This window comes from Pseudoalteromonas sp. 31A1, assembly GCF_011378815.1.
In the GTDB taxonomy this organism is placed as follows: domain Bacteria; phylum Pseudomonadota; class Gammaproteobacteria; order Enterobacterales; family Alteromonadaceae; genus Pseudoalteromonas; species Pseudoalteromonas arctica.
In genome coordinates, this window is the sequence record NZ_WTKY01000002.1 from 303,448 (window position 1) to 328,072 (window position 24,625).

20 protein-coding genes are annotated in these 24,625 nt (G+C 38.5%); 15 read left to right on the forward strand and 5 right to left on the reverse strand.

The window, feature by feature from the left end; all coding sequences use genetic code 11:
* The 10 genes from gyrA (at position 1) to GQR52_RS03725 (ending at position 10,805) form a co-directional block, all read left to right on the forward strand.
* Complete coding sequence (gene gyrA, locus GQR52_RS03680; protein ID WP_165727490.1) at positions 1 to 2,700, forward strand: DNA topoisomerase (ATP-hydrolyzing) subunit A; 2,700 nt, start codon at positions 1 to 3, stop codon at positions 2,698 to 2,700.
* Between the two features lie 151 nt (positions 2,701 to 2,851).
* The gene (gene serC, locus GQR52_RS03685; protein ID WP_165727491.1) at positions 2,852 to 3,934 is read left to right on the forward strand and encodes a 3-phosphoserine/phosphohydroxythreonine transaminase; all 1,083 of its coding nucleotides are present in this window, start codon (positions 2,852 to 2,854) and stop codon (positions 3,932 to 3,934) included.
* A complete protein-coding gene (aroA, locus tag GQR52_RS03690; protein ID WP_165727492.1) occupies positions 3,934 to 5,211 on the forward strand; it encodes a 3-phosphoshikimate 1-carboxyvinyltransferase in 1,278 nt (425 codons plus the stop codon). Before serC ends, aroA begins: the two co-directional genes overlap by 1 nt.
* A 106-nt stretch (positions 5,212 to 5,317) precedes the next feature.
* Positions 5,318 to 6,028 (forward strand): (d)CMP kinase, encoded by a 711-nt coding sequence (gene cmk, locus GQR52_RS03695; RefSeq protein WP_165727493.1) that lies wholly within the window; start codon positions 5,318 to 5,320, stop codon positions 6,026 to 6,028.
* A gap of 96 nt (positions 6,029 to 6,124) precedes the next feature.
* The gene (rpsA, locus tag GQR52_RS03700) at positions 6,125 to 7,792 is read left to right on the forward strand and encodes a 30S ribosomal protein S1 (RefSeq protein ID WP_002961176.1); all 1,668 of its coding nucleotides are present in this window, start codon (positions 6,125 to 6,127) and stop codon (positions 7,790 to 7,792) included.
* A gap of 67 nt (positions 7,793 to 7,859) precedes the next feature.
* Positions 7,860 to 8,147, forward strand: a complete 288-nt coding sequence (gene ihfB / locus GQR52_RS03705) for an integration host factor subunit beta (protein WP_007583054.1) — start codon at positions 7,860 to 7,862, stop codon at positions 8,145 to 8,147.
* A 21-nt stretch (positions 8,148 to 8,168) separates the two neighbouring features.
* Entirely contained in the window at positions 8,169 to 8,450 is a 282-nt protein-coding gene (locus GQR52_RS03710) for a LapA family protein (RefSeq protein WP_024600249.1), read from the forward strand.
* Positions 8,451 to 8,452: 2 nt separating this feature from the next.
* The gene (lapB, locus tag GQR52_RS03715) at positions 8,453 to 9,589 is read left to right on the forward strand and encodes a lipopolysaccharide assembly protein LapB (RefSeq protein ID WP_165727494.1); all 1,137 of its coding nucleotides are present in this window, start codon (positions 8,453 to 8,455) and stop codon (positions 9,587 to 9,589) included.
* Between the two features lie 43 nt (positions 9,590 to 9,632).
* Positions 9,633 to 10,337, forward strand: coding sequence for an orotidine-5'-phosphate decarboxylase (pyrF, locus tag GQR52_RS03720; protein ID WP_165727495.1), 705 nt, complete (start codon positions 9,633 to 9,635; stop codon positions 10,335 to 10,337).
* Positions 10,338 to 10,430: 93 nt separating this feature from the next.
* Positions 10,431 to 10,805, forward strand: a complete 375-nt coding sequence (locus GQR52_RS03725) for a hypothetical protein (protein ID WP_165727496.1) — start codon at positions 10,431 to 10,433, stop codon at positions 10,803 to 10,805.
* Between the two features lie 43 nt (positions 10,806 to 10,848).
* Here GQR52_RS03725 and GQR52_RS03730 read toward each other — a convergent pair whose 3' ends face one another.
* Positions 10,849 to 11,682 (reverse strand): S1-like domain-containing RNA-binding protein, encoded by an 834-nt coding sequence (locus GQR52_RS03730; RefSeq protein ID WP_024590152.1) that lies wholly within the window; start codon positions 11,680 to 11,682, stop codon positions 10,849 to 10,851.
* Between the two features lie 2 nt (positions 11,683 to 11,684).
* Complete coding sequence (locus GQR52_RS03735; RefSeq protein WP_165727497.1) at positions 11,685 to 13,013, reverse strand: DEAD/DEAH box helicase; 1,329 nt, start codon at positions 13,011 to 13,013, stop codon at positions 11,685 to 11,687.
* Positions 13,014 to 13,221: 208 nt separating this feature from the next.
* Between GQR52_RS03735 and GQR52_RS03740 the strand changes: the two genes are divergently transcribed.
* From GQR52_RS03740 to GQR52_RS03750, 3 genes are all read left to right on the forward strand, one after another.
* Positions 13,222 to 14,229 carry a rhodanese-related sulfurtransferase gene (locus GQR52_RS03740; protein ID WP_165727498.1) on the forward strand — a complete coding sequence of 336 codons (1,008 nt, stop codon included), beginning with the start codon at positions 13,222 to 13,224 and terminating at the stop codon, positions 14,227 to 14,229.
* A 147-nt stretch (positions 14,230 to 14,376) separates the two neighbouring features.
* A complete protein-coding gene (locus GQR52_RS03745; RefSeq protein WP_165727499.1) occupies positions 14,377 to 16,272 on the forward strand; it encodes a DUF294 nucleotidyltransferase-like domain-containing protein in 1,896 nt (631 codons plus the stop codon).
* Between the two features lie 3 nt (positions 16,273 to 16,275).
* Positions 16,276 to 16,986 (forward strand): 3'-5' exonuclease, encoded by a 711-nt coding sequence (locus GQR52_RS03750; RefSeq protein ID WP_165727500.1) that lies wholly within the window; start codon positions 16,276 to 16,278, stop codon positions 16,984 to 16,986.
* A gap of 258 nt (positions 16,987 to 17,244) precedes the next feature.
* Here GQR52_RS03750 and GQR52_RS03755 read toward each other — a convergent pair whose 3' ends face one another.
* Entirely contained in the window at positions 17,245 to 18,825 is a 1,581-nt protein-coding gene (locus tag GQR52_RS03755; RefSeq protein WP_165727501.1) for a BCCT family transporter, read from the reverse strand.
* 893 nt (positions 18,826 to 19,718) lie between these two features.
* Between GQR52_RS03755 and egtB the strand changes: the two genes are divergently transcribed.
* Together egtB and egtD are read left to right on the forward strand one after the other, a co-directional pair.
* Positions 19,719 to 20,990, forward strand: coding sequence for an ergothioneine biosynthesis protein EgtB (egtB, locus tag GQR52_RS03760; protein WP_165727502.1), 1,272 nt, complete (start codon positions 19,719 to 19,721; stop codon positions 20,988 to 20,990).
* Positions 20,987 to 21,961, forward strand: coding sequence for an L-histidine N(alpha)-methyltransferase (gene egtD / locus GQR52_RS03765; protein WP_010552853.1), 975 nt, complete (start codon positions 20,987 to 20,989; stop codon positions 21,959 to 21,961). The genes egtB and egtD overlap by 4 nt, the downstream gene beginning before the upstream one ends.
* A 20-nt stretch (positions 21,962 to 21,981) precedes the next feature.
* On the opposite strand, the gene GQR52_RS03770 is transcribed toward egtD, so the two are convergent.
* Both GQR52_RS03770 and asnB read right to left on the reverse strand, forming a co-directional pair.
* Entirely contained in the window at positions 21,982 to 22,887 is a 906-nt protein-coding gene (locus GQR52_RS03770; RefSeq protein WP_165727503.1) for a PhzF family phenazine biosynthesis protein, read from the reverse strand.
* A complete protein-coding gene (gene asnB / locus GQR52_RS03775) occupies positions 22,871 to 24,544 on the reverse strand; it encodes an asparagine synthase B (protein ID WP_024598933.1) in 1,674 nt (557 codons plus the stop codon). The genes GQR52_RS03770 and asnB overlap by 17 nt, the downstream gene beginning before the upstream one ends.
* Positions 24,545 to 24,625: the final 81 nt, after the last annotated feature.

Genomic DNA, 24,625 nt, shown 5'->3' on the forward strand with positions numbered 1-24,625 from the left:
ATGACTGATCTCGCCAATGAAATTCTGCCAGTCAATATTGAAGACGAGTTAAAAAACTCCTACTTAGATTACGCAATGAGCGTAATAGTAGGACGTGCATTACCAGACGTACGTGACGGTTTAAAACCTGTTCACCGCCGCGTTTTGTTTGCAATGAACGAGCTTAGTAATGACTGGAACAAGCCTTACAAAAAATCGGCCCGTGTGGTCGGTGACGTAATCGGTAAATACCACCCACACGGCGACAGTGCAGTTTATGACACGATAGTTCGTATGGCTCAGCCATTCTCACTACGTTATATGCTTGTAGATGGCCAAGGTAACTTCGGTTCGGTTGATGGTGATTCAGCAGCGGCAATGCGTTATACAGAAGTACGTATGGCAAAAATGTCGCATGAGTTATTAGCCGATCTTGAAAAAGAAACGGTTGATTTCGTTCCTAACTACGATGGCACAGAGTTCATCCCTGATGTTTTACCAACGAAAGTTCCTAATTTATTAGTGAATGGTTCGTCGGGTATTGCAGTAGGCATGGCTACAAACATTCCACCACATAACTTAACTGAAGTTGTGAACGGGTGTTTGGCACTTATTCAAAATCCTGATTTAACTATTTTAGAGTTAATGGATTATATCCCTGGTCCTGATTTCCCAACGGCTGCAATTATCAACGGTAAGAAGGGCATCGAACAAGCCTACTTAACTGGCCGTGGTAAAGTGTACATGCGTGCACGCGCCGACGTCGAAACCGATGAAAAAACAGGCCGTGAAACAATCATCGTTCACGAAATTCCTTATCAAGTTAACAAAGCTCGCCTAATTGAAAAAATTGCTGAGCTGGTTAAAGATAAGAAAATTGAAGGTATTAGCGCGCTACGAGATGAATCAGATAAAGACGGTATGCGTATCGTTATTGAGATCAAACGTGGTGACGTAGGCGAAGTTATTCTAAATAACTTATATTCACAAACTCAGTTACAAACTGTGTTTGGTATGAATATGGTTGCTTTAATTAATAACCAACCTAAGTGTTTTAATTTAAAAGAAATGCTTGAAGAGTTTATTATTCACCGTCGTGAAGTAGTAACTCGTCGTACCGTGTTTGATTTACGCAAAGCCCGCGACCGTGCACACACGCTTGAAGGCTTAGCGATTGCACTTGCAAACATTGACCCAATTATCGAGCTTATTCGTAAATCTCCTACACCTGCTGAAGCTAAAATTGCTTTAACAGCGCGTCCGTGGGAACTAGGTCATGTACAAGGCATGCTTGAGAAAGCGGGTGAAGATAATGTAGCTCGTCCTGATTGGTTAGCCGCTGATTTAGGTATTCGTGATGGTCAATATTATATTTCTGAGCAACAAGCTCAAGCAATATTAGATTTACGTTTACATAAGTTGACTGGTCTTGAACACGAAAAAATTATAAGTGAATACCAAACCTTATTAGATTTAATTGCTGATCTTTTATATATTTTGGCTACGCCTGAGCGTTTAATGGAAGTTATTCGTGACGAACTAGTAGAAATTAAAGAGCAATATGGCGATGAACGTCGTACAGAAATTAACGCCGCAGCTCACGATATAAGCTTAGAAGATTTAATTACTGAAGAAAACGTTGTAGTAACGCTTTCTCACGAAGGTTATGTGAAGTATCAGGCATTGTCTGATTACGAAGCGCAGCGTCGTGGTGGTAAAGGTAAGTCAGCAACGAAGATGAAAGATGAAGATTTCATTGAACGTCTGTTAGTTGCAAATACGCACGATACTATATTGTGTTTCTCTACAGCGGGTCGTTTATATTGGCTTAAAGTTTATCAGTTACCACTAGCAAGTCGTGCAGCGCGCGGCAAGCCAATTGTTAACTTGTTACCACTTGAAGCTGATGAACGTATTACAGCTATATTGCCAGTACGCGAGTACGCAGAAGATAAATACATCTTTATGGCAACTGCATTTGGTACTGTTAAGAAAACACCATTAACGGCTTACAGTCGTCAACGTGCAAGCGGTATTATTGCTGTTAACTTAAATGATGGCGATAGCTTAATTGGTGTTGATATTACCGATGGTAGCAACGAAATTATGTTGTTCACAGATGCTGGTAAAGTAGTACGCTTTAAAGAAGCTGAAGAAACAACCGTTGTTGATGAAAACGGTAACCCAGTACTTGATGAAGAAGGCAACCCTGAGATTCGCTTCAAAGGTGTTCGCCCAATGGGTCGTACTGCTACCGGTGTTCGTGGTATTAAAATGCCAGACGAGCAACGCGTAGTATCGTTAATTGTACCAAAAACTGACGGTGCTATTCTAACGGTAACTGAAAATGGTTACGGTAAACGTACACAGCTTGAAGATTATCCATCTAAGAGTCGTGCAACACAAGGTGTTGTATCTATCAAGGTGAGTGAACGTAACGGTGCTGTTGTTGGTGCTGTGCAAGTTGATGACAACGATGAAATAATGATTATTTCTAATCGTGGTACCTTAGTACGAACTCGCGTTAATGAAGTTTCTACGGTTGGACGTAACACGCAAGGTGTTATTTTGATCAGAACTATTGACGGAGAGCAAGTAGTTGGTTTACAACGTATAGAAGAGATTGAAGTTACTGAGAGTGACTTAATTGATATCGAAGACGTTGAAACAGTTGATACGGTTATTGAAGAAGTAGTGGATGACAATCCTCCTTCTGAATAATTGAAATTGAAAAAGCGGCTAAGGCCGCTTTTTTTAATCTTGTTGAAAAAAATTAATAGGGTGTGAAATTATACTCATTCATTAAAGTTTTAGTGAGTTGGTATTATACGTTCATGCTTAGTAGTTAAATTACTGGAATGAGGCAAAGGTAATGAGTAAATATAATTTTTGTGCGGGACCGGCTATGCTTCCGCAAGCGGTGATGAAAAAAGCGCAAAAAGAGTTCCTAGATTGGCAAGGTTTGGGTGTTTCTGTGATGGAAATAAGCCATCGTAGTAAAGAGTTTTTAGCGGTTACTGCAAAATGTGAAGCTAGCCTTCGCCGCTTAATGAATATTAGTGATGAGTTTGAAGTGTTGTTTATGCATGGTGGTGGCCGAGGACAATTTAGTGCTGTACCGCTAAACTTACATCAAGAAGGTAAAACCGCTTTTTATTGCGAAAATGGCGTATGGTCAAAAAGCGCGAGAGATGAAGCGAGTAAATTTACTCAAACGACTTTTACCGACATACGTAATGATGCTGATGGCGAGTTTTCTATTAAAGCGGTTGCTGACTGGGATTTACCAGCAGATGCAGCGTATATCCACTATTGCCCTAACGAAACCGTTGATGGCTTAGAGATTTTTGATGTGCCTAGCCACCCAACAGCACCAATTGTTGCTGATATGTCGTCAACTATTTTATCGCGCGAAATAGACGTTAATAAATTTGATTTAATTTATGCCGGTGCACAAAAGAATATTGGTCCATCAGGTATATCAATCGTTATTGTGCGTAAAACATTACTAGAGCGTGAAGGTTTAGCAAAACCTGGTATTTTAGATTACGCACTTGAAGCAAAGCAGGGCAGTATGTTTAATACCCCACCGACTTTTGCTTGGTATTTAGCGGCTGAAGTATTTGAATGGCTTGAAAGCAATGGTGGTGTAAAAACCATGGAAGCACAAAATATTGCTAAAGCAGATTTACTGTATGATTTTATCGATAACTCTGATTTTTATTCAAATATTGTTGCTAAGCATTGTCGCTCACGTATGAATGTTCCTTTTTGGTTGAATGATGAAAGCTTAAATAGCAAATTTGTTGCTCAATCTAACGAAGCGGGTTTACTTGCTTTGGAAGGTCACCGAATAGTGGGCGGTATGCGCGCCAGCATTTACAACGCAATGCCACTTGAAGGTGTTCAAGCACTAGTTGACTTTATGGCTGCCTTTGCAAAGGAAAATAGCTAATGGAGCAGCTTCGTTTAGAGCCCATTTCTCGTGTAAATGGCACAGTTACCTTACCTGGGTCAAAAAGTTTATCAAACCGTATTTTATTATTAGCAGCGCTTGCTAGTGGTACAACTGTTGTAGAGAACTTACTTGATAGTGATGATATTCGTCATATGTTGGGTGCTCTGAAGCTTTTAGGTGTAAATGTAACACTTAATGAAGAACGCACTGTAGCCACTGTAGAGGGTGTTGGTGGTGTGTTTAAAACACCGAGCGAACCATTATTTTTAGGTAATGCAGGTACTGCCTACCGACCTCTAACCGCCGTACTAGCTGCTGTAAGTGGTGAGTACGAGCTAATAGGCGAGCCGCGTATGGAAGAGCGTCCAATAGGGCACTTAGTTGATGCTCTACAAACGCTGGGTGGCGATGTTACCTATACAAAACATAAAGATTATCCACCACTTAAAATCGTAGGCGGCCAAATCAACGGCGGTGAAGTTGAAATTGACGGCAGTATTTCAAGTCAATTTTTAACTGCCTTGTTAATGGCAGCACCTTTATTTAACGGCGATACAAATATAACTATTAAGGGTACTTTAGTATCTAAACCTTATATTGATATTACGTTAGGTGTTATGGCGCGCTTTGGTATTGATGTTGAGCACAGTGACTATGCAACTTTTAACGTTAAAGGTGGTCAACAGTATCAATCAATCGAGCGTATTATGGTTGAAGGTGATGCTTCATCGGCTTCTTATTTCGTTGCAGCCGCAGCGATAGCCGGTGGCGAGATAGAAATTAAAGGTGTTGGCGCTAAATCGGTTCAAGGTGATATTGGCTTTGCTAAAGTTATGGAGCAGGTTGGCGCTAAAATTGATTGGTATGATGAGCGTTTAGTTGTTCGCAAAGGCGAGCTTAATGGCGTAGATATAGATGCGAATGCAATTCCTGATGCAGCAATGACACTGGCAACAGTTGCTTTGTTTGCTAAAGGTAAAACCGCTATTCGTAATATTTATAACTGGCGCGTTAAAGAAACAGACCGTTTGTACGCAATGGCAACTGAGCTTAGAAAAGTAGGCGCTGAAGTTGTAGAAGGGCATGACTTTATAGAAATTACACCGCCTAAACACTTCAACGATGTAGCAATAGACACTTACGACGATCACCGTATAGCTATGTGTTTTGCTATGGTTGCCGTAGGCGGAAAGCCAATAACGATTAATGATCCAAAGTGTACTTATAAAACATTTCCTACATTTTTCAATGTTTTAGCATCAGTCAGTGAATAAGCTATTTAGAAGTAATTACAAAAGTTACACACTAATAGCAGATATATTTTAATAACTGACGTATAATGTCGCGGTTTATTTAGGTGTGCATTGCAGGAGGTTTTAAATGCAGGCGTTATTAATGCCCGTGATCACCGTTGATGGCCCAAGTGGTTCAGGTAAAGGAACTGTTTGTCGCTTGTTAGCCGACAAGTTGGGGTGGGATGTACTAGATAGTGGTGCGATTTATCGCGTTTTATCTTTAGCTGCACTTCATCACCAAATTGCATTAGACAATGAAGAAGGGCTTGTCCCTCTTGCTGCAAATTTAGATGTGCAGTTTTTGGTAGATAGCCAAACTAATGCAGGAAAAGTTATTTTAGAAGGCGAAGATGTAACGACTACTATTCGTAATGAAGAAGTAGGCGCTGCAGCGTCAAAGGTTGCAGCATTACCTCGCGTTCGTGAAGCATTATTACGCCGTCAGCGTGCATTTCGCACTGAAAATGGCTTAATCGCCGATGGTCGTGATATGGGCACTGTGGTTTTTCAAGATGCACCGTTAAAAATATATTTAACAGCAAGCGCAGAAGAGCGTGCTCGTAGACGTTTTGTTGAGTTGAATACGCGCGGTCTTGATGTTACACTAAGTGGTCTATTACAGGATATTCAAGCTCGTGATGAGCGCGATATGAATCGTGCCATTGCTCCGCTTGTGCCTGCAGAGGATGCTATTGAGATCGATACTAGCGAACTTAATGCACAGCAAGTGTTTGATAAAGTAATAACTTTATTAGATATTGCTATCTCTGAAGGTAAGCTTCCTAAACGAAGCTAAAACACATTTTATGCGCCAGCAGGATGCCAGTGCTATTTTAACAACCCCATGCAGCATGGTTGCTTATTGGTATAATATATAGAGACGTATATTCGTATGTCAGAAAATTTTGCGCAGTTATTTGAAGAAAGCTTAAAGGGTTTTGAAGCAGAGCAAGGCTCTATCGTTAAAGGTACAGTAATCTCAATCGAGAACAACATTGTACTTGTAGATGCTGGTCTTAAATCAGAAAGTGCTATCCCTGCTGAGCAGTTCAAAAATGCTGCTGGTGAACTTGAAGTTGCTGTTGGCGACGAAGTAGATGTTGCACTAGATGCAATTGAAGACGGTTTCGGTGAAACTATTCTTTCTCGTGAGAAAGCTAAGCGTCACGAAGCATGGATCCGTCTTGAGAAAGCATGTGAAGAGCAAGAAACTGTTACTGGTGTTATCAACGGTAAAGTTAAAGGCGGTTTCACAGTTGAAGTTGATTCAATCCGTGCTTTCCTACCTGGTTCACTTGTTGATGTTCGTCCAGTACGTGACACAACTCACCTTGAAGGCAAAGAGCTTGAATTTAAAGTAATCAAGCTTGACCAAAAACGTAACAACGTTGTTGTTTCACGTCGTGCAGTTATCGAATCTGAAAACTCACAAGAACGTGAAGAGCTTCTTGCTAACCTTGTTGAAGGTCAAGAAGTTAAAGGTATCGTTAAGAACCTTACTGACTACGGTGCATTCGTTGACCTTGGTGGTGTTGATGGTCTACTACACATTACTGATATGGCTTGGAAGCGTGTTAAGCACCCTTCAGAAATCGTTAATGTTGGCGACGAAATCGCAGTTAAAGTTCTTAAATTCGACAAAGATAAAACTCGTGTATCTCTAGGCCTTAAACAGCTTGGTGAAGATCCATGGGCAGCTATCGCTGGTCGTTACCCAGAAGGTTCTAAACTTTCTGGTCGTGTTACTAACCTTACAGATTACGGCTGTTTCGTGGAAATCGAAGAAGGCGTTGAAGGTTTAGTACACGTTTCTGAAATGGATTGGACTAACAAAAATATCCATCCTTCAAAAGTTGTTAGCTTAGGCGACACTGTTGAAGTTATGGTTTTAGAAATTGACGAAGAACGTCGTCGTATTTCTCTTGGTCTTAAGCAATGTATTGCTAATCCTTGGCAGGAATTTGCTCGTCTACAGAACAAAGGCGATCAAGTTACTGGTAAGATCAAATCAATCACTGACTTCGGTATCTTTATCGGTCTTGACGGTGGTATTGACGGTCTTGTACACCTTTCAGACATTTCTTGGAATACACCTGGCGAAGAAGCTGTACGTGAATTCAAGAAAGGCGACGAAATCACTGCTATCGTATTGCAAGTTGACCCAGAGCGTGAACGTATCTCTCTAGGTGTTAAGCAAATCGAAGCTGACCCATTCAATAACTACCTTGATGCAAACAAAAAAGGTGCTATTGTTAAAGGTAAAGTGACTGAAGTTGATGCGAAAGGCGCAACTGTTGAACTTATCGAAGGCGTTGAAGGTTACATCCGTGTAGCTGATATCGCTCAAGAGCGCGTTGAAGATGCAACTACTGTTGTTTCTGTAGGCGACGAGATTGAAGTTAAATACGTTGGTGTTGATCGTAAGAACCGCACTTTAAGCTTATCTGTAAAAGCTCTTTTCGAAGCAGAAGAGAAAGAAGTACTAGAGAAGCTTAAGAAAGAAGAGCCAGTGTTTGAAAACGCAATGGCAGCTGCTTTCGCAAATGCACAAAAAGACTAATATATAATTAGTTTTTAGTTGGAAGGGCATTTTTTGCCCTTCCTATATCTCTTTTTAAGGAAACGCTATGACTAAGTCAGAACTGATAGAAACACTTGCGGAACAACACGCACACGTTCCAGTGAAAGATGTTGAGAATGCTGTAAAAGAAATTCTTGAACAAATGGCCGGCTCATTATCTACTTCAGATCGTATTGAGATCAGAGGTTTTGGTAGTTTCTCTTTGCATTTCCGCGCTCCTCGCACAGGTCGTAATCCTAAGACTGGCGATACAGTTGAGCTTGAAGGAAAGCATGTACCTCATTTTAAACCAGGCAAAGAATTACGCGACCGCGTAAATGAAAGCATTGCCTAGTTAACTTAGTGGAGTAGTTACTTGTTCAAGGTATTAAAAATTATTCTGGTTGCACTATGCCTTATCAGTGCATTTGTATTAGGGTCACAAAACCCACAGTTAGTACAAATAAATTATATTATAGCCAGTAATACATTACCTTTAGCTGTAATAATAAGTATCTGCTTTTTATTAGGTGTTTTGATTGGTTGTTTTATTAGCTTTAAATTGTTTTCGCAATTAAAGTGGCAAAACTACCGTTTAAAAAAGCAATTAGCGCCTGAAAAAGATAAAAAAAAGCTTGCCGCGAATAAAGACACCTAACTATGATTGAGCTTTTGTTTTTACTATTACCTGTTGCCGCCGGTTACGGTTGGATTATGGGTAAAAACAGTGCTAAAAACCAAGCTCATCAACTTAATCGTCAGATCACTTCTGAATACAGCAAAGGCTTAAAGTTTCTACTCGACAGAGAAGAAGATCAAGGCTTAGAGCATTTAATTAACTTACTTGAAGTGTCAGCCGACTCGGTTGAACACTATTCTACACTTGCCGCTATGTTTCGTCGTAGAGGTGAATTAGACCGCGCAATAAAAATTCATGAACTTTTATTAAAACACCCAAGCTTAAATGAACAACAAGCTGCAACAAGCCGTTTAGAACTTGCCGAAGATTACATAATGGCTGGGCTACTAGACAGTGCGGAAGAGCACTTAGTTTGGTTAGTTAAAGCAGGGCATGTAGAAGCGCTAGATCCTATTATTACTTTATACTCGCAAACCCGTGAATGGGAGAAAGGCATCAACATGTTTGAAGCCCATAGCGAGCTATTTTCAAAAGAACAACAATTTAAAGCGATTGCTAATTTTTATTGTGAGTCGGCTTTAAGTGACAGTACCCCCCAACTAATGAGAAAAGCGATTAGCTTAAATTATAAAGCTGTGCGTCCCCTGTACGAATTAGGTTTAGTTGCTTACGCAAAAGAAGATTACGTTAAAGCTATTTATTACTGGCGTGAACTTGTTACTCAATTCACTTTGTTTGCGCCTTTATTTATTGATGAGCTTGCCCACAGTTATAAACAATTAAATTTAACGCATCAATTTCATGAATTAGTCAGTGATTTATTAGAAAAGGGCGGTGTATTAATTAAAATAAAACATTGCCAAGCCTTACTTGAACAAGGGCATACAAAACAAGCCTTTGAATTTTTAACTGATAGCTTAAAACGTCAACCTACTATTCGTGGTTTCAGTTTTTTACTGCAATTGATGGGCGATCAAAATAAAAATACCAAAGAAGTACTTAACGAAATTGATAAACTTGTAACCTCTTATATTGCTACAAAGCCTGACTTTCAATGTCAGCATTGTGGTTTTACAAGTTATACAATATATTGGAATTGCCCTTCTTGTAAGCATTGGGAAACCATTGTTCCAAGTCGAGGCTTAGACGGATTTTAATAACCCCATATTAATAATTTTACTGCCATACATTAGGATAGTCATGTCTTTCGAACACTCAAAAAAAATTCTTATAGCATTAGATTACGATGATCAAGAAGTTGCCTTAAACTTTGTTAAACAACTTTCTCCTAATACATGTCGTCTTAAAGTCGGCAAAGAGATGTTTACTTATTTTGGACCTGCATTTGTTAAAGAGTTAATTGATTTAGGTTTTGATGTTTTTCTAGATTTAAAATTTCATGACATCCCAAATACAGTAGCTAAAGCTGTTACTGCAGCTGCGAAAATGGGTGTGTGGATGGTAAACGTTCATGCTTCTGGTGGTTTTGAAATGATGAGCAAAGCTAAATCGGCTCTAGAACAATTTGGCGATAAAGCGCCATTACTTATCGCGGTTACTGTATTAACAAGCATGGATGAAACAGAACTAAAGCGTTTAGGCGTTGATAAATCTGCTCAAGAACAAGTTATATATTTAGCTAAGCTTGCAAAGGAAGCAGGGCTTGATGGCGTTGTGTGTTCTGCGCAAGAAGCTAAAGCATTAAAAGCAGAGTTAGGTGAGAACTTTAAACTTGTAACACCAGGTATACGTCCTGAAGGCAGTGATGCTGGCGATCAAAAGCGTATTATGACTCCTAAGCAAGCAATAGATGCAGGAAGTGATTATTTAGTAATAGGCCGACCTATTACTCAGGCGGATGATCCCGTAAAAGTTCTTAGTGATGTTAATAGTTCTATAGTATAAATTAACAAAAAGCAGCAATATAGTGCTAATAACCCTTACCTAATGTGTGTTTTATGTTACATTATTAGAATGAAGATGAAGTAGGGGTTTGTTTTGAAGTTATTATTTGGTTCATTAATAATTATTGTTGCGGGATTTAGCGTAAATAAATATGTTTTTTCTAACAAAGCATATGACGGTGTAACAACCGTTACAGATATAATTCAAACATATCCAATCAATATGTTTGATTTTAAAAAAACAATGCAAGATTATGCTCATCACCTGTGTTACAAAAATGAAGATACACTCATATCTCAGCATGTAAGTGTGAGTGAATGCATATCGAAACTTGATGATAAAAAAACAGAATGTGAAAAAAAGGTTTTTCGTTTAGCGCCACTCAATATTGAGTCGAAAGGTGAAGTGCTTGATTATTCTAGGCAATATACGCAATGTACATTGCCTTATAAGTATATTTTAGGTTAATTACCAACAGATATTATTGGTAATTAAAGCCTATTATTTATGACTAAGATCTTAAGCGAATGGATTTCGCTTCAATATCTATTAACTCTTGTTTAAACAATCCACCAATCGCTTTTTTATAATTAGCTTTACTAGTAGAAAACATCTTTTTAATCGCTTCAGGTTCAGACTTATCGCCTAATGGAATAACTCCACCTTCGTTTTTAAGTTTTTGCATAATAGTTTCACCAAGGTCACTTACTTTACCCATGCCTGGCTTTTCTAGTACAACATCAATTTTTCCGTCTTCACGTACTTTTTGAATGAATCCTTTAAGCTTTTGGCCTACAAATAAACTTTTAAATACCATATTGTAAAAAACAACACCGAAGTGCGATTCTTCAATTAATACCTTGTAGCCAATATCTGTTTTGCCAGCGACGATTAAATCCACTTCTTGTAAGTGAGTATATTGCGGCTCATCTTTAGATAAGAAACGATTAAAGTTGTTTGATGCACAAATACGTTGGCTTGCATTATCAAGGTACAAACGAACTAAATATGAATGACCTTCTTGCATGCGTGGCTTTTGTTCGTTGAACGGAGTTAGAACATCTTTTTCAAGACCCCAATCTAAAAATGCACCAATACTATTAATTTCTTTAACGCGAAGTAGGGCATATTCACCTACTTGTGCGTGTGGCTTTTTAGTTGTCGCAGTCGCTAAATTAGCATTATCTAAAAAGATAAAAACACTTATGCTATCGCCAGCTTCAAGCTCATGTTTAATTTCTTGCTTTGGTAAAAACACTTCACCTAAATCATGGCCGTCTAAGTAAGCACCTTCGTTACTCACTTCTTTTACAAATAATGTTTGTGTGGTTCCTAGGTAACTCATAATTATTCCTGCTCAGTCTTTTTTTTACGGCGCATTGGTGTATCGCCATCAATGTTCATTGGTGCTTTAATTGGTGCAGTTGGCTTTTTAGGTTTAGCTTTGCGTTTAAATACAGGCTTTTTAACAGCAGCTGCTTTTTCCTTAGATTTATCCCACGTTGTCTCAGGTTTTTTCTCTTTTAAACCTTTAAACTTAGCTTTTAAACCCTCTACACTCGCAAATTTTAACTCGTCATTTAAAAATGCTTTAATAGCTAAATAACTTGCCCAATCTTTAGGACCAACTAATGAAATTGCGTTACCTTTAAAACCAGCACGCCCAGTACGACCTATGCGGTGTACATACTCTTCTGCGTGTTTTGGTAAATCAAAGTTAATAACATGCGTTACGCTTAGTAAATCTAAACCACGAGATGCAACATCGGTTGTGATTAATATTTTAAAGTTTTCGCGACTAAACGAATCCATAATATCTAAACGTTTATTTTGTGTTAAATCACCAGCAAGCGCTACAGACTTAAAGCCTTTAGCATTAAGCGCCTCACTCAAACGACTCGTGTCAGAACGTGTTGCTGTAAAGATAATGCACTGGCCAACATCATCTTGATTCAAGAAATGCTCTAAAAGCGCTTCTTTATGATCAAGGTGATCGGCAAGATATAACGTTTGTTTAATATCGCTATGTTGCTCGTTTGCTGCACTTAGCGTAATTTGCTTTGGCTTTTTTAATAGATTACGTGATAGTGCATCTACTTGCGCATGGTCAAGTGTTGCAGAAAACAATAACGTTTGACGTAAGCGATGATTCGCTTGCTCGTTAATCATTTTTAACTGCTCGGTAAAGCCTAAATCTAATATACGATCGGCTTCATCAAAAATAAGCAGTTCTAGTCCACTCAATTGTAGTGAGCGTTTTGTAATGTGATCGGCTAAACGCCCAGGTGTAGCAACTACAAATTGTGGATCGTTTCTAAGTGCTTTTATTTGGTCATTAAAGTTTTCGCCGCCAAGTATTTTTACGGCCTTAATGGCTGTACCTGCAATTAATAAACGCAGTTGAGTAAATACTTGCGTAGCAAGCTCACGCGTAGGAGCAACAATAAGTACACGAGGATCGCGTTTACTGAGTGCTTTTTGTTTCATAACCCTTTGTACAGCAGGTAATAAAAACGCCAAGGTTTTGCCCGACCCAGTTTTAGACTGAGCGAAAATATCATACCCCGCAAGTGCTGTAGGCACCGCATGAGCTTGAATGTCGGTGGGCTGGGTGATCCCTTGATGTGCTAATTGTGTTTCAAGGCGTGTATCAATCCCAAGATCAGTAAACTGCAATGTGTGTTTCTCCAAAATGAGCAAATTAAGTCTATAAATTTATCAGCGCATTATAGCTTACACAGATAGGTCGCTAACAGTAAAAACCAATCTATAGCGCTATTTTTTGCAATTAAATTAAAAAAGCGTAAAATACGCGCCCCATATGCGCCGGATTTACGATTCGGTAAACGCCAATACTGGCTAAAAAAGCAAAATAGGAAATAAAATGACGGCTGTCCATAAAGATAATGTAACAAATGAGCACTTTGTAGTGTGTGCGATGTATAAGTTTGTTGGTTTACCTGAATTTGAAGCTATCCGTAAGCCGTTGCTTGAAGTGATGGAAGCAAATGAAGTACGCGGTACTTTACTACTCGCTGCCGAAGGTATAAACGGCACTGTTTCTGCAAAACGTGAAGGGATAGACAATTTACTAGCATGGCTTGATAAGCAACCAAATTTAAAAAACATCGTAACAAAAGAATCTTACGATGATGAATGCCCGTTTTATCGCACTAAAGTAAAGCTCAAAAAAGAAATTGTAACGATGGGCGTTGAGGGAATTGACCCTCTAAAAGTTGTGGGTAGCTATGTAAAACCAAAAGATTGGAATGCGCTTATTTCTGATCCAGAAGTTATTTTAATTGATACACGAAACGACTACGAAATTGAGATTGGTACTTTTCAAAATGCAGTCGATCCAAATACAACGACATTCCGTGAATTTCCACAGTGGGCAAAAGAAAACTTAGACCCTGAGAAACATAAAAAAGTAGCAATGTTTTGTACCGGCGGCATTCGCTGTGAAAAATCGACAGCCTACATGAAAGAGCAAGGTTTTGATGAGGTTTATCATCTTGAAGGCGGTATTTTAAAATACCTTGAAGAAGTGCCAAAAGAAGAAACCATGTGGGAAGGCGAATGTTTTGTATTTGATAATCGCGTTGCGGTTGATCACGACTTACAAAAAGGTTCTTATGATCAATGCCACGCGTGCCGTATGCCAATTACAGAAGAAGAAAAGTTAAAGCCTGAATACATGGAAGGTGTATCTTGTCATCATTGTATTGAGGAAGTAACAGACGAGCAACGCGCGCGATTTGCTGAACGCCAAAAGCAAATAGAACTAGCACAAGCCCGTGGTGAAGGTCATATTGGCAATGAAGCGCAAGCCGTTTTACAGCAACGTAAAGAAGCTAAAAAAGCACAAAAAGACGCTCAGCGCGGTAAATAAATTTTTACAATAAGTATTACATTTAAAGAGTCTATCTGGGCTCTTTTTTTGTGCCCAAAATTGTGCAGTAATTGTTTTCACGCTCCGATGATAGTGTTAATCTGCAAACATATTTAGTCATTTTAATGCGCATACAGGAAGGGATTTATGCAAGCCGAACAAGTTGAAATCGCACAATTTTTAGCACAACATCCTCCTTTTGATGACTTACCTCAAAAAGCGCTTAATGAGCTAGCTCAACAAGTAGAAGTTGCTTATTTTAGAGCAAAAACAGACATTTTAAGTTTTGGACAAGACATATCTGATCTGTATGTGATTAGAAGTGGTTCTGTAGAAATGTATCGCCGAAATGGTGAGCTATACAATCGTTTGGCTATCGCAGGAATATTTGGTCAAATGGGTTTATTGATGAACCGTAAGGTCCGTTTTCCTGCAACTGCTCTTGAAGATACGTTAGTTTATTGCATAAATGTTGAACTATTTAATCGTTACTGTGATGAGTTTGATGCATTTGCTGACTACTTTGAAACAGATGGTAACGTGCGTTTACATCAAGCTATTGTTGAACAAGCTGATGGCAATGACCTTACAACTGCGAAGGTAAAATCATTAATTCACAGAGATGTAGTCACCGTAGATGCAACGTCTACAATACAAGATATTGCAAAATTGATGACCGAAGAGGCCGTTTCGTCAGTTTTGGTAACTGATGTAAATAAACCTATAAATGATGACCCTGAGGAAGATGATGGGCAAGTCGTTGGCATAATAACCGATAGGGATTTACGCTCAAAAGTAGTGGCTAAAGGACTTGATTTTAATACTCAAGCAAAAGAGATTATGTCGACTAACTTAGTGCTTTTAGATGCTAATGACTATATTTTCGAAGCCGTACTGGCCATGCTTAGAGACAACTTACATCATTTGCCTGTAGTACAAAAAAGACGTCCTATAGGAGTTATATCACTCTCTGATATTTTACGTTATGAATCGCAAAGCAGCTTATTACTTGTGCGCGGCATACTTGCTCAACAAACAATTGAGGATTTAGCGCATTATGCACGCCAATTACCCAATGTATTTGTACGCATGGTTAATGAAGATGCAAATTCACACATGATTGGTACTGCCATGGCTGTTATCGGGCGTACATTTAAGCAAAGATTACTCGTATTAGCTGAAGAAAAATTTGGCCCACCTCCCGTTCCTTATTGCTTTATTGCACTGGGCTCAATGGCTCGCGACGAGCAACTTATTGTAACTGATCAAGATAACGCATTAATTTTAGATGACAGTTACGACGACGAAAAACATAATGAATATTTTCAAAATATCTCAGACTTTGTTTGTGATGGCCTAGCGCAATGTGGTTATACCTATTGTGATGGCGAAATAATGGCGTCGTTTAAAAAGTGGCGTAAAACTCGCTCAGAGTGGTTTGATCAATTTGCTGATTGGATTGCTCAGCCAAAACCACAAGCGCTGCTTAATAGTTCTATATTTTTTGATTTAGACGGGGTGTGGGGTAAAACTAAGTGGGCTAATGAGCTTAAAATATTTATAGCGAAACAAAGTAAAGCGAATCGTATATTTCTAGCTAACATGGCAGCAAATGCTCGAAATAGAACACCGCCACTTGGTTTTTTTAAAGGCTTTGTTATGGAGCATAATGGCCAGCATAAACGTTCAATGAACTTAAAGCGAAGAGGTACAGCACCGCTTTCTGATGTTATACGCGTGCATGCGTTAGCGATTGGTTCGCGTAAACAAAATTCGTTTGAGCGTTTAGAAGATATTATTGAAGCTAAACTATTACCGCAGGGTAAAGCCCAAGATTTACGTGATGCACTTGAGTATATTGCTATGATGCGAATTCGTCATCAAGCGTGGCAAATAGAGAAGGGCGAAGAGCCTGATAATGACTTAGATCCACATTTATTGTCTCCGTTCGAGCAGCGAAATTTAAAAGAGGCGTTTGCTATTTTAGAAAAAGCACAAAGCTATTTAAAATTTAGCTACACAGCAAATTCTGGTGTGAAGTAGCCTATGAATCCACGTAATTATAAAGTACTTGATTGGCAAGCTAGATATAACGAGCTTGCCAACAACACCAAAAATAAATTGTTAAAACACTTTTATGCAGGTGCTTATAACCAAGATAAAGCCGCAGTAGAAGATGTGCCTTTTGTAGCAATGGACTTTGAAACAACAGGTTTAAATAGCCAGAACGACGATATTGTGAGTGTTGGCATAGTGCCATTTAATTTAAAGCGTATTTATTGTAAGCACAGCCGGCATTGGGTTGTTCAACCTAGACGTAACCTGCATGAAGAGTCTATTTTAATCCATGGAATAACGCACTCTGAGGTGGATGACGCTCCTGACTTTAACCGAATTATTGAACCTTTACTTGAAGCGCTAAGTGGCAAAGTTGTCGTGGTGCATTACGCTGCAATAGAGCGCCATTTTTTAAATAATGCGTTATTACTGAGGCTTAAAGAAGGTATTGAGTTTGCACTTGTTGATACAATGGAGTTAGAAAAAAGAGCACTAAAAGCAAGGCAGGGAGTATTAGGTCGATTGTTTAACACAAAACTTGGCTCACTCAGATTAACAGATTGCCGTGCGCGTTATTCTTTGCCCGCGTATCAAAACCATAATGCATTAACAGATGCTCTTGCTACCGCTGAGCTATTACAAGCGCAGCTGAGTCATCATTACCGTGTAGATACTCCAATTTCAGAGTTGTGGGTATAATACCAATTAGATCACTTTATTAAGCGAATTGATAATCTTAAATAGTTATACCAACCTGCATAAATCTTTGATCAATTTAACGAATTAAATTTCACTATAACGTCGTTAAAAATTTTTGCCTAGTTCTAGCATAATTTTCTTAACGTTAAATAGACCCTATATAAGCAGATTGGTATTAAACAAATAAGCGCCGCAAAAAATTGCGACGCTTTGTTACTAAGTAAAAGTACTACTAAGTAAAAGTGTTACCTAAAAGTATTATTTAATTGGGCGAGGCTCAGTTCGTAAACCTAAAACTAAGCTTAAACACATAAATAACAATACAATAGTGAAAGGTAAACCTGCCGATACAGAGCCAGCTTGAAGTGCTTGAATCGCTTCAGTCCCGCCTATCCAGAGTAATGCAGCGGCTACCGCACCTTGAGTAACAGCCCAAAAAATACGCTGTGGTACTGGAGCATCAATTTTGCCACCGGCAGTGATTGAATCAATTACCAAAGAACCAGAGTCCGATGACGTAATAAAAAATACTAATACTAGTACAATCGCAATAAACGATAAGATATTAGATAGAGGTAATGCATCAAACATCTGGAACATAGCTAGAGGTACTTCAGTTAAGCCATTAGCACCTAATTCACCCACACCATTAACTACTTGGTCAATAGCAATGCCGCCGTATATCGACATCCATAAAATAGTAACAGCAGTAGGGACAAGTAATACCGCAATTAAAAATTCACGAATTGTACGACCACGTGAAACACGCGCGATAAACATACCTACGAATGGTGACCAAGAAATCCACCACGCCCAATAAGATACGGTCCAACCGTGCATCCAAGTTTCATCTTCACGACCATGAGGATTACTTAGTGGAATTATATTTTCTATATAGCCCATAACAGTAGTCGGGATATTACCTACAGAAACAGCAAAGCCTACTAAAAAAACAAAGATAAGCAAAACTAAGGCGATTAGCATATTGGCATTACTAAGTACCTTAACGCCGCCATCAATCCCACGAACTACTGAAACAATAGCTAAAAGTGAAACACCTATAATGACTAAAATTTGTGAACCAACTCCGCCTGAGGTACCAAATACATGGTCTATACCTGCAGAAGCTTGCTGTGCCCCAAGGCCTAAAGAAGTAGCAAGACCAAACAGGGTTGCAAGTACGGCTAAAATGTCGATAAGGTGACCTGGCCAGCCCCATGCTCTATCACCTAAAATAGGATAAAAGATAGAACGAATAGAAAGCGGTAAGCCTTTATTATAAGTAAAAAATGCAAGCGAAAGTCCGACAACTGCATAAATAGCCCACGGGTGAAGGCCCCAGTGGAACATAGTCGCACCCATTGCTACTTTTGCTGCATCGGGTGTATTAGGTGTTACGTTCAGTGGTGTTTCAAACCAGCCTGTATAATATGCGAGTGGTTCAGCAACGCCCCAAAACATTAAGCCAATACCCATACCAGCAGCAAATAACATAGCTAGCCATGAAATACGTGAATGAGTCGGTTTAGCATCATCACCACCTAAACGAATGTTACCGTAAGGTGAAACAATAAGCGCTAAACAAAAAACAACGAAAAAATTAGCAGCCCACATAAATAAGGCGTCAAAGTTATTGATGATATCTGTTTTTATACCATCAAGCGCAGATTTAGCCGTTTGTGGATCGGTAACAAGAATGGCGATTAAAAAAATGACAATCAGTCCGGCACTTATGCCGAAAACAGAGTTATGTATATCAAGCCCCCATTTTTGTACGTTGTCTTGACCTACAGTGTAGTCTGTACTGTCAATACTATATTTGTCATGATTTTCCTTCATGCAATACCTCTTTAGTTGTCCTAACAAGCCGAAAATAAATTCGGCGTCATATCGAATTACATTAGCCTTTAAATATTAAGTAAAAGTAATACCGTAATTATTTGAAGACTAACTAATTTGAAGAGTGATCATACAGCTAGTAGTGTATGAGTTAAATATTAAATGTAAATGAATTTGTATTTAAATCGCTGTTTATATGGCCAAATTCATGATTCTTTTGTTTAAAAGCTTTAAAATTATAAATTCAGTGAACGTTAAAAATTAGTTTGCTATTAAAAGTATTAATTTACTTGGTTAAGTAAAAAAAGATCACTTTTAAGCAACTTAATTAATGCTTAAATACTAGGGCTTGTTGACCCTTTAGGATTGAAATTTGTTCTATTTAGGAGCGATTTAATCGATCCTAAGTTTGTAACCTAACGGTGCTGTTTCAAATCTGCGTTATTCTACATGCTTACATACACGTGAGAATAATTAAAAGCTGAGCAGTAAAGAGCAAATTTCCCTCCAGGGCTAGTATAAATTTATAAGCTGATAAGCATCTTTAATCAAGTTGTAATATGAATATGATTTAACACAACATTAGGGCATGTTGAATTTTGGCGATTGAATTTACAGTAGTATGTTTGGTTTTTAGGCAAGGCAGAGCCTATGTAGTGTGGTCATTCCCCATAAATAGGCGATAACGCAGCATAAATACCAAACATACACTGCCCTTTGGGTTCTTTCTAGGGACGATTAACTCTTTGTTACTCGGTTTTTACTTAGCCCGCTAGGTTACAAACCTCGTGCCGCGATTTAATCACCCCTAGATTGAATAAATTTCAATCCAAAAAACTCAGCATGCCCTAAGCTATATTTTATAAATAGATAGGCAAAGGATTAATACTATTATGCGTGAATGCGCTTTAAACAATACCAATCAAAACGAACTTGTTAAACGCTTTTGCAGCGTTAGAGGCGAAAGTCTGGCTATTATTGAACCACTCACTGTAGAAGATTGCCAATTACAAGCTATGGCAGATGCCAGCCCAAGTAAATGGCATTTAGCGCACACCACCTGGTTTTTTGAAACGTTTTTACTTAGTGTTTATTGCAAGCAGTACACTGTGTTTAACTCTCACTATAGAATGCTTTTCAATTCTTACTACAATGGGATTGGAGAGCAATTTAAGCGCGCGCACCGAGGTAGTTTATCTAGGCCTAGTTTAGTTGAAGTGCTAGCTTACAGAGAGCATGTAGATAGCTGTGTGGTTGAATTACTTAAAACTGAAGTTAGCCCACAAATTAAAGATATTATTGAACTTGGGTTACACCACGAGCAACAGCATCAAGAACTAATGCTTATGGACATCAAATATAACTTTTCAGTAAACCCATTATTTCCACAATATCAAACATCACTTTTAACTAATCAAAATAAACCAATTCATATTAAGCCTCTTAATTTTATAAACTTTGAGCAAGCCATTATTAATATAGGCACAAATGCCGACGATGAATTTGCATATGATAACGAGCTACCTAAGCACCAAGTATTAATTCATCCATTTAGCTTTGCTAACAGGTTAGTCACTAATGGTGAATATTTAGAGTTTATAAATACCGGTGGATATAGCGACCCACAGTATTGGCTGAGCGATGGTTGGGCAAACATTCAAAATAACAAATTAACACAGCCATTATATTGGCATTGCATAAATAACGAATGGTTTGAGTTTACACACTATGGGTTGCAGCCTCTTAATTTAAATGCACCCATCTGCCATGTTAGTTATTTTGAGGCCAGTGCCTATGCTAATTTTGTAAAAGCTCGCTTGCCTACAGAGTTCGAATGGGAATATGCAGCTAAAAATACTCCTTCAAAAGACACTAATAATCACTACCTAACACCACAGCAAGCAAAAGGTGATACTAAAATAAATCAGTTAACTGATTCGTGTTGGCAATGGACGAACAGTGCATATTTACCATACCCCGGTTTTAAGCCTATTGAAGGAATAGCAGGGGAATACAATGGTAAATTTATGAATAACCAAATTGTGTTACGTGGTGGGTGTGTGTTTACCCCTCAAAACCATTTACGACAAACATACCGTAATTTTTATTACCCGCATCAAGCGTGGATGTGCAGCGGGATAAGACTAGCTAAGGATATAGTATGAGCCAAGTAACAGCGATTAAGCAAAGCAACATAACCGACACTGAATTTCTAAACGACGTGATAAGCGGATTAACTCAACAACAAAAAACGCTTCCGTGTAAATATTTTTATGATGATAAAGGTGCTGCATTATTTGAGCAAATAACAACCTTACAAGAGTATTACGTAACACGTACGGAGCTTTCTATATTAGAGCAACATTCGAAGTCGATTGCTCAAATGCTACCTGAAAACCTCTCTATTATAGAGCCCGGCTGTGGCTCGGGTAAAAAGGTAGCCTATTTATTAGCGCATATGGCAAACGTTAAAACCTTTGTACCGTTTGAAATATCTGAGGAGATGCTCAGTTATTCACTTGCACATTTGTCACCGTTATTTCCAGATTTGGCAATTTCGCCATTATTAGGAGACTTTACACACAGCCAAATGGTCAAACAGTTAACCAAAGACACCGCTTTAGACAGCCAAACTAATTTGGTGTACTTTCCGGGCTCCACTCTTGGTAATTTTGCCCCAGTTAAAGCCATAGAAATTATGAATAATTTCCATCGCTTATGCGGTGTAAATGGTTATGTATTAATTGGGGTTGATTTAGTAAAAGAGCGCCAAGTGTTACTTGATGCATATAACGATAAAGCGGGAGTTACCGCTGCTTTTAATAAAAATTTACTACAACGTATTAATAACGAGCTAAACGGCACATTTAATATAGATAACTTTAGCCACGAGTCACGCTTTAACGAGCAACATAGCCGTATCGAAATGCATTTAGTAAGTAATCGTACTCAAAGCGTGATTATAAATGATCAGCAAATAGACTTTATAGAAGGCGAAAGTATCCATACAGAAAACTCTCACAAGTACACGCTCGAGTCGTTTAAGCAGCTTGCAGCGCAAGCTAATTTAAAGTTAGAGCAAACATGGCAAGACGATAGTAACTATTTTGCTTTGTGCTTATTAAGGCCTCTTTAAACAGTTACTTACCATATGATTTAGTAAATCAAAACTTTAGCATTGTTAAATTCATAGTTTAGCAGTGCGCCATTATTTGATTGTTGGATAAGTTTGGCTTTATTTAAACCGTACAGTCTAAAAAGCAATGGGGCAATAACCGATAGAGCAGAGCCAGTAGCACTGTCTTCATTAACACCAAACTGAGGGGCAAAGTATCTAAACTGCACTATGGCAGTTTTCTCATTTATATTTTGTATATTAAGTGTAATAACTGCATTTTTATGGGCTTTACTCAAAGCTTTAAAATCAATGTATAAATTTTTTAAGTCCTGTTTTTCATCGGGGTTTTTATAAAATCCTTTATTAAATCCTTTATTAAATTCTTTATTAAATTCTTTATTAATAAATAATACAACAGTGTAACCGTTTTTATCACCGGTGCTATAGGCTGCTTTTATTGCTAATGAAAACACGTTTTGTAACTCATCTTTAGCCAATTTGCTTTTTTGTGGCTCTATGCTTTTTAGTAATAGCTGAGCGCGTTGTTTTTTTTCTTTTATAGTGAAACGCTCATAACTTGTTGAGATGAACGCTTTAGGGCAATAACCAAAATGATCTATTAAAAAATTAGCGGCTGCTAAAGTGCCATGCCCGCAGCGTTTAATTTCACTTGTTTGATTAAACCAACGAATTTTACAATGACGTTTAGTTATTTCATTTTGATTTAAAAATACGGTAGCAGGGTGAATTGATTGTGATGCAATATATTGCATTTTTTTTGATGTTAACCCATTTTCATAAATAACAATTAAGGCGCTTGAGCCTTTTAAGTTATTTGCAGGGCTAAAAAAAACAGATTGGGTGTAAGTGTACTTTATAAAGCGCACCGTGAGCCATAAAGGCCTACGCTGCGATATACAAAAAGTGTTAACCTTTGCTTGCATATGCGTCGTTATGAACGCCTGCAGCACGACCTGATGGATCAGCGTTGTTTTGGAACGATGCGTCCCATGCAAGTGCTTCAGGAGTCGAGCACGCTACCGATTTACCATGTGGTACACATTTAGCTGATGCATCACCTGGGAAATGCTCTTCAAAAATTGCACGATAGTAGTATGCTTCTTTTGAATCTGGCGTATTAATAGGGTATTTAAATTTAGCATTTGCAAGCTCTTGATCGCTTACTTGCTCGTTTACAAACTCTTTTAATGTATCAATCCAGCTGTAGCCAACACCATCTGAAAATTGCTCTTTTTGACGCCATAAAACTTCATCAGGTAAGTAGCCTTCAAAGCCTTCGCGTAAAATGTGTTTTTCAATTTTTCCATCTTTACACATTTTAGCTTCAGGGTTGATACGCATAGCAACATCAACAAATTCTTTATCAAGAAACGGTACACGTGCTTCTACGCCCCATGCCGCCATTGATTTATTAGCACGTAAACAGTCAAACATATGCAGTTTTGATACTTTACGGTTTAACTCTTCATGAAACTCTTGTGCGTTTGGCGCTTTATGGAAGTATAAGTAACCACCAAATAGCTCATCAGCACCTTCACCCGATAACACCATTTTAATGCCCATTGCTTTAATTTGGCGAGCCATTAGGTACATAGGTGTAGAGGCACGAATTGTTGTTACATCGTACGTTTCAATGTGGTAAATCACTTCACGAAGTGCATCAATGCCTTCTTGAATAGTAAAAATGATAGGGTGGTGAATAGTACCAATCATGTCAGCTACTTTTTGTGCAGCAGCTAAATCTGGTGAGCCTTCAAGGCCTACTGAAAAAGAATGCAGCTTAGGCCACCATGCGTCACTTTCGTCGTTATCTTCAATACGTTTTGCGGCAAAGCGCTGCGTAATAGCAGAGATAACCGATGAGTCTAAACCACCAGAAAGTAATACACCGTAAGGTACATCACACATTAGCTGGCGTTTAACGGCCGCTTCTAATGCATCTTTAACGTCTTGCGCTTCTGCGCTGTTATCTTTAACTGCATCAAATGTTTCCCAATCACGTTTGTAATAAGGCGTCATTTTGCCATCTTTGCTGTACAGGTAATGCCCTGGAGGAAATTCTTCAATATGCTTACAAATTGGAGAAAGTGCTTTTAGCTCAGAAGCAACGTAAAAGTTACCGTGCTCGTCGTGACCGGTGTAAAGCGGGATAATACCAATATGGTCACGGCCAATTAAGTAAGCGTCATTTTCTTCGTCGTATAAACAAAATGCAAAAATGCCGTTTAGGTCATCTAAAAAGTCAGGCCCTTTTTGTTTATATAGCGCTAAAATAACTTCACAGTCTGATTGAGTTTGAAAAGTAAAATCAACGTCTAACTCTGCAGCAAGTTCTTTATGATTATAAATCTCGCCATTAACCGCTAAAATATTTGTTTTTTCTGGGTTGTATAAAGGCTGTGCACCGCTTGATACACCAACAATAGCTAAACGCTCATGTACTAAAATAGCTTTTTCAGATGCATATACACCAGACCAATCCGGACCACGGTGTCTAAGCAGCTTTGACATTTCAATTGCTTGGGTACGCAATTGAGTGGGATCAGATTTAATATCTAATACCCCAAAAATTGAACACATAGTAACTCCTCATTCCTATTATGTGTGCAGCAGAGCTAATTTACTGTACTGCGAAACATTGTTTTATCAGAAAAAATTACT